The sequence below is a fragment of the Anoxybacillus sp. LAT27 genome, assembly GCF_022030075.1.
In the GTDB taxonomy this organism is placed as follows: domain Bacteria; phylum Bacillota; class Bacilli; order Bacillales; family Anoxybacillaceae; genus Anoxybacillus; species Anoxybacillus kestanbolensis.
In genome coordinates this window covers 53,148-60,483 of the sequence record NZ_JAIWYK010000068.1, presented here as the reverse complement: position 1 = coordinate 60,483, position 7,336 = coordinate 53,148, and the positions used below count along the sequence as shown (strand labels likewise).

Here is a 7,336-nt window from a genome sequence, read left to right as displayed (position 1 = left end):
CTAAAGTAAATAAACATTCGTTCGGGAAACGATGGCTGCACGTAGCTTTGATTTTCGATATGGACGATAATCAAGCCGTCTTCCCCTTTTAATTTTGTTTCCACCAGCACATCGACGCGGTACTTCTCTCCCGCCGTCACGTCGGTGAACAGTTCCTCTGACAAAAAAGCCACGTGCTGAAAGTCGATATGCTCGTGCACATGTGGGAAAAAGAGAAGAAGAAATTCTTCAAAAAACGCCGTAATCAGCTCCTTAAATAATCGATCATGATCAACTGCCATATATACACCTCGCTTTCTGTTTTGTTGCATATTTTCGACAGCAAAAACAACAGTCCTGCTTCGGAAATGAAAAAACAGAGAGCCACCCAACGACTCTCTGTCTCTATCAAACTTCGACAATCTTCGGGGTGTGACAGGTACCATATCTAACGAACGAAAGAAATGAATGTTGCATCGAAAGGTGACACGCAACAAGTCTTTTAGATGGAAAACATCTTACCAACAAGCGTTCCACTATTTTGCTCTTTGCACGGTATCACAGATACTTTCCATTTCTGTATAATGGACAGGGTCCAAATTTTTAATAACATCTAAAATTTCCTTAACTATATTTGTGCTTTCACCCATTAAATTATCTATAGTGTTATCTCCAATTTCAATTGTTGCACTATGGGAATATTTATTTATAAACTTATATATTTTTTCCCTTTGAGTGACATCAATTATAGCTTCTTCTATAAGTTGCTTAAAATTACCTCTCTTTTTTGGGAATTTAAAACTCAGAAATATCTCCATTAACTTCCTAGATAAATTAGACACTAAAAAAGCTTCATCAAGTGATAAATCTCCTAGATCTTTAAAGCCGTACACTCTATAGAACAAATAATGATATTCAGAATTATATTTCAATATTGATTCATTCGCATTTTTTATTTCAGATTTTCTAATGTTTTCATTGAACTTAGCTTCTATTGTAAAAAAAGCAGCCCTTTCCTTTTCATTGTTTTTCTTATTATTTTTATCTCTTAGCCAATCTCTTATTAATTTGAAAAATACAAAATTATGAGTTAATACAAATAGTTGATAAACATTATCACATTCATTTCTTAAAAAAGAGTAGGCATAGAATAGATTGTTTGAATCAAAGCTAGAAATAGGATCATCAATAACCACTGTTGTTTTACTCAGGTCGTTCCCATTTTCCTTTAATTTTGTTATAAAGTAAACGAATGCTATAGCTGTTTTTTCACCCTCGCTCAGGTTTTTCGCTTGCATATTAGTTTTCGTTCGTATGATTCTATATCCTTTTTCTTTTTCAGCAAATTGAAGAGAAATCTCTCCGTGCCCTAAAAACTTATGTAGTTGCATATTGAATTGCTCGGCTCCCAGCACCTCATTGGACAGTTGTTTTTCTAACTCTAAAATCTTATTTTTAATTAAATTCTTTTTATTGATTAATTCTTCTTTTTTCTTATTTAACCCCTGTACCTCTGATACTTTATTGAAGTATTCAAACTCCTTAATTGCTTTAGCTGCATAATGTAGCTCAAGTTTATGTTTCTGCTTTTTAGTTTCTACTTGAAAATTCTCGCTTTTGTTATTATGGCGATTAATAATGTTTTGTAAGGCAAACGCTAAATCATTATATTTTGCAACTAAATTATTAGGAAATTCTTCTACATCATTAAGGATCTCAAATGGATTTATAGATTTTTTTTGCAAACATTCTATCCAACTTTGTAGCACACTATTGATTTTATCCGAGATTTCTTTTATCTCTCCCAGATATTGATTAAATTCATATTGAAGTTCTTCATATAAACTTAATGGGTTAGGAAGAATATTTATATCGATCCTATTATCTGTTAACCATTCTTGTGCTTTATATAATTTGTCCCTAAAATCATAGTACTCTTTATTAAAGTGTTTATCAAGTTCATCAAGACGGTTATATGGTATTTTCTGAGAACAGAATTCACAAGTAGCACTATTGAGTTCTCTGTGGATAGCTAAACCTTGTTCTATCCAATTACTAAGTTTCGTGTTATTGGCTAACCTCTCAACAGCTTTTGTGACTATACTAGACTGTAATAATTTATTAATTCGTTTTCTAGCTTCAATTAATTTATCACTGTCGATTCTCATATCAGGAATTTGTATCTTGTCTCTAATATCAGGCTTAATAGATGCAGTAATTAATTTAATCCTCTCGGGATTAAGCATCGATTTTTCATCAAGAAGCTCTTTCCTATATTCTTCTATAAATTTCTCAAGTCGTGTCTTATTATAAGAAAAATAATAATTATCCTTAGTATCTATGACCTGAAATTGTTCTTTTATGTTTTTGGCTGTAGATGATAAAAATTTATTTATCTCTTTTTGTGAGTTATCAATTTTATTTAATACCTCTCGTATTTCCATTTCAAGTGTATTGTGATCATTTTGAAGTTTCTTAAGTCTTTTTTGTTCCTCAATTTTTTCCTCCGAAATTATCAATATAGTTTTAACTGTTTCATCCCAATCAATGTTTTCTTTTATAAAATCATCGTTAAACACGGCTATATTAATATCGAAATCACAAATATTATTTTCATTTAATTTTCTTCCATTATCAAGGCTGATTTCAAAAACACATCCTCTAAAGTCATCATGTATTTTCTTCTTTTGGATGCTATAGAACAATCTTGCCAGAGTACTCTTGCCACTTCCATTCCAACCATAAAAAAGGTTATACCTACAAAATGGTTGTAGTTCTTTTGTTTTTTCAAAGTCTTGGTAAATACCAAATTGTTTAATTTTATCAATACTTGTTATCAACTCTTTCCTCTCCCCTCTTCAGCTCTTCTAAAGGATTTATTAAACAATAAATTATGAAAACTATTTAAATAATCGAGTTAAAAAGAAAAGACTACTTACTATATACCAATATCAGAAGTAACCAAAAAAATCTGTCGAATCCTGTCGTTGGAAGTAAAAAAAGACAGAAGTTTTAACAACTTCTGTCGTAAATGGATGGCTGAGCTGTATCTTTCTTCGCTAATTTTGTCTATATAGCGCCTCCAACCCTTTTATCGTCTTATTCGAATCAACATCATCGTGCGGGATTAACAAGTATACCCATTCTTTTCCGTTGTTTGCACGAGCGTGGTCGGAAGCGTGTTGGCACCAAGTGATTGCTGCTTTTGCTTTTGCTTTGACTTCTTTATCGTCTTCGATTTTATTGGTCGCTTTGATTTCACATATATACATTTTTTCGTTTGTTTCCACAATGAAGTCCGGAATGTATGCTTTTGTCTGGTTGTAGTAAATTTTCAGGTGATTTTGTGTCGGTTTCAGCCATTTTAAAACGGATGGATCACTTTCGCAAATGACGGCGAATCTACGTTCGGCGTTAGATTCGAATTTTTGCGTTCGATATAAGCATTTTGTAAAGCCGCCAAAGCACATGCCACGAATCGAGGATTTATTCGTAATCGGTTGGCGAAAATCGCGCACTTCTTCATCAGCATCGACGGTTACTACGTTGCTCTTTAATGTGTCGAATCCTACCCGAACAATCACTTCATAATTCGTTTGTTCTTCATAATAATGTGCTTTCATTTGCGCATAAATAAGTTGAGCTAGCCGTTTGGCATTGTAGACGACAACATTTTTCACGTCTTCTTCTTTTAAATAACTACGAAGATACGCAATTAGCTGTCCTGATAGTTTATATAACAATTCCGCATGATCATCGTACGAAATGTTTGGATAATCTATGAGATGAAACACAATGTAATTTTCTAAATGCTCTTCTGCTTCTCGGACGTCTTTTTTAATTTGCAGCCATTCTCTTTCATGCGTACGTAAATGCTCAATTAAAATGTTTTCCGCAACTGGCTGTAATTTCGGGATCACGCTACAATCTAAATCAAAATCGTGATACCCCCATGAAATGTCGCCCGTTGGTTGTAAAATCACCCTTGGAATTTCAATCGACAAATCAGGAATTAACTCAACCGCCTTTGCCACCATGTTTTCCACGATTTTTTGCGGCTCTTCTTCAAACCAAGACAACTGGGACGATGTGTAAAGTTCATTGACTTCGTGAATAATCTGTTGTTGAACTGACGGGTCTTTTAATTGTTTGGAACTATACAACGTTTGTTTATTAGCAATCGTTTTCACCACAGTTTCTGCAATACTTTTCTTTAGCTCGATTTTCTTTTCTTCCTCAGGAGTAACAGGTTTATTTTCACCGACAAGTTGCTCAATGAGCGTTGCTTCTACGTTTGATTCAACGACAACCATTTTCTTCTCTGTCTGCGCTATATCACGACCAATGACAACACCACGGCGGATAATCGATGTAGGATTGTTCGCCTCGTCAATAATTTCTTGGAATTTATCATGAGCAATAATCGTTAAACGATCAACCGCCGGCACACCTGTTCGTTTTCCATACGGAAGACGAAGACCGCGGCCGATCGATTGTTCGACTAGCGTCTTTGAGTTTGCCGCACGAAGTGGAATAATCGTATATAAATTGGTGACGTCCCAACCTTCCTTTAACATATTCACATGGATAACAATTTCTACTTTTGAATGAGGATCTTCAAGCGCTAACAGTTCTTTAATTGTTTCATCTTTTTCTTCCCCACGCTGATTGGAATGGACGGTAATCACTTTCCCTTTATAACGCCCTCCAAAAAAGTCGTCGTTTTCCATCATATTCATGAGATCTTCTGCATGTTTCGTATCTTGAGCCACAACAAGAATAAACGGCTTTACTAATTTTTCGTTGTTTTCCCGCGCATATAGTTCTAATTCTAGTTTTGTTTCCTCATGAACTCGAACGCCGTCTTCAAGTTTTAAGCGCTCTAACTGCTCCTGACTTAATTTCTCTGGATTGAAATTTTCCCTTGTGGCAACCGCAGGTTCTTTTACATATCCATCTTCCATCGCTTTATAAAGAGGATAGCTGTAAATCACGTTTTTAAACGGAATCGTTTTGCTTCCGCTCTCGACTTGCGGCGTCGCAGTTAATTCCAAACCAAGAATTGGGTTTAACTCGTTAATCGCTTTTACACCTGCCGTTGCGCGATAACGGTGCGATTCGTCCATTAGCAGCACAAGATCAGGTAGCGATTTTAAATAATCGTAATAGCTCTGTCCTAAATATTCACTTAACCGTTTAATACGCGGCGATTTTCCTCCCCTTACTTCGCTGTTAATCTTAGATATATTGAAAATATTAATATTTACAGCTAGAGGATCTTCTAAAAAGAGGGCTTGTTGTTCATAGTTATCCCCTGTAATAATATTTGGCTGTTTATTTGCGAACGATGAAAGCCCCTTAAATACATACTTCGGTGTATTTGGTGTAAAATCTTGAATTAATTTTTCATAAATCGTTAAGTTCGGTGCTAACACAAAGAAGTTGCGAATTCCTTTCGCCATATGTAAATAAGCAATAAACGCCCCCATCAGCCGTGTTTTCCCGACGCCTGTTGCCAACGCAAAACAGAGCGAAGGAAATTCGCGTTCAAAATCTGTTACGCTTGGAAAGTTCGCGTTAACAGCAGCTAACTTCTCTTGTAATGATTGGGGATCATTTTGTTTATTTAAGCCGAAGTGTTCAATCACTTCGGCAAGAATTTCTAACGACTCTTTTTGTGGTTTACGCAGGCTAAGACGGGATGAAATAGCGCTAACGATACGATTCATGACCTCTTCCCCCTAAAATAACTCCAATTGTTCTGGTTCTCTTTCTTTCATCGGTAAATTGTTGACATTTAAGCTATAGTCGTCACGACCAAATTCGCATTTATTTAAAATCGCTTGCGGCAATTTTTTAATCGTAATTTGTGGAAATTCATCTACATTTACATTATATGCCTTACAGCAAATCAACAGCGTTTCGTTTTCTTTCATTTGTTCCACGATGCCAGCGACCATTTGGTGAGTGACGAGCTGCGTTGTTGTGAAAATAAAATCATTTTCCGTCGATTGACCTTGCTTCCAAAATACGTGCGGGTCTGGATTGTACGTAAACCCTTCATGCTTACACATCGCTTCCGCGAGCATTTCGGCATTGTATTCTGGGTTGATAATCCAATTGCCGAATTTGTCTTTCTTTAATAAGCTTGGCGCTAGTTTATAATAGCGAAAACCGCCGCCGCCTTGCCAATTGACCGCTTTACTAATTCCACCTTGATCCGTTCCATCAATCACTCGCTTCATCCGTGGAATAATATGCGTATGGCAATGTTCGCCAAGCTCAATCATAATCCACCGACGCCCCATCTTATGCGCCACCGCCCCAGTCGTACCAGAACCGGCAAACGAATCAAGAACCCAGTCGCCTTCGTTGGTTGCTATTTGCAATATTCTTTGTATCAGCCGTTCAGGCTTAGGAGTAGCAAAAACATTTTGCTCATTAAATTTTTTAACCTCTCTTTTTGCTTCCTGATTATCTCCTACTTCATCTCTTAACCATAAGGTCTTAGGAACTATCCCCTCCTGAACTTCGCTTAAAAATCTTTTTAAACGTGGAACGTTATTTCCTTTTTCTCCAAACCAAATACGATTATCTTTTACTAATTCTTCGAACTTACTTTTTGGAATTCTCCAACAAGAACCTTTAGGTGGATAAACAACTCTTCCAGAAGGTGTGGTTATAGGATAATCATATTCTTCAGAATATGTTTTTACTGACAAATCACCAGATGTCCATGGACCTCTCGGATCATTATCAGGGTTTTTATATCTACTATTACTCTCCGTTGTTCTAGGCAGCAAATTTCTTTTCCACAAGTCCTTATTTTTGGCATAAACAAGTATATAGTCGTGGCTATCTGAAATAAATTTCGCATCATTACTAGGAGAAAACTTTTTTTGCCATATAATACTAGAGATAAAATTTCTTCTCCCAAATATTTCGTCACAAAGAACCTTTAAATAATGAGCCTCATCGTCATCTATTGAAATCCATAACGAACCGTCTTCACTTATAAGGTTTCTTATAATTTCTAATCTAGCTTTCATTAATGATAACCAAATACTATGCTCCAACCCATCATCATAATGCTCAAATGCATTCCCTGTATTATACGGTGGATCAATATAAATGCACTTAATTTTCCCCGTAAACTCCTGCTCCAATGCTTTCAACGCGAGCAAGTTGTCTCCGAAAATTAACCGATTATCAAAAATATCATTTTCCGTCACCCGTTCTTTTGCATGATAAGAAAGTTCCGGATCTTCGAGAAGAATGCGCGGTTCGAGCTTTGGCTGCTCGCCTTTGCCAATCCACGTTAACTCTAGTTTTTGTGCCAATGTACTCCCTCCTGTTG

The 7,336-nt window shown here is 36.0% G+C and carries 3 protein-coding genes and 1 pseudogene; all 4 read right to left on the bottom strand.

Annotated features, from left to right (window positions below; all coding sequences use genetic code 11):
- A pseudogene (locus LD028_RS06320) lies at positions 1–281 on the bottom strand (Rpn family recombination-promoting nuclease/putative transposase); the annotation flags it as partial.
- Between the two features lie 234 nt (positions 282–515).
- Entirely contained in the window at positions 516–2,819 is a 2,304-nt protein-coding gene (locus tag LD028_RS06315) for an AAA family ATPase (protein WP_237810758.1), read from the bottom strand.
- A 219-nt stretch (positions 2,820–3,038) separates the two neighbouring features.
- Complete coding sequence (locus LD028_RS06310) at positions 3,039–5,708, bottom strand: DEAD/DEAH box helicase (protein WP_237811301.1); 2,670 nt, start codon at positions 5,706–5,708, stop codon at positions 3,039–3,041.
- Positions 5,709–5,720: 12 nt separating this feature from the next.
- Positions 5,721–7,319: a site-specific DNA-methyltransferase gene (locus tag LD028_RS06305; RefSeq protein WP_481736491.1), complete on the bottom strand. Its 1,599-nt coding sequence runs from the start codon at positions 7,317–7,319 to the stop codon at positions 5,721–5,723.
- Positions 7,320–7,336: the final 17 nt, after the last annotated feature.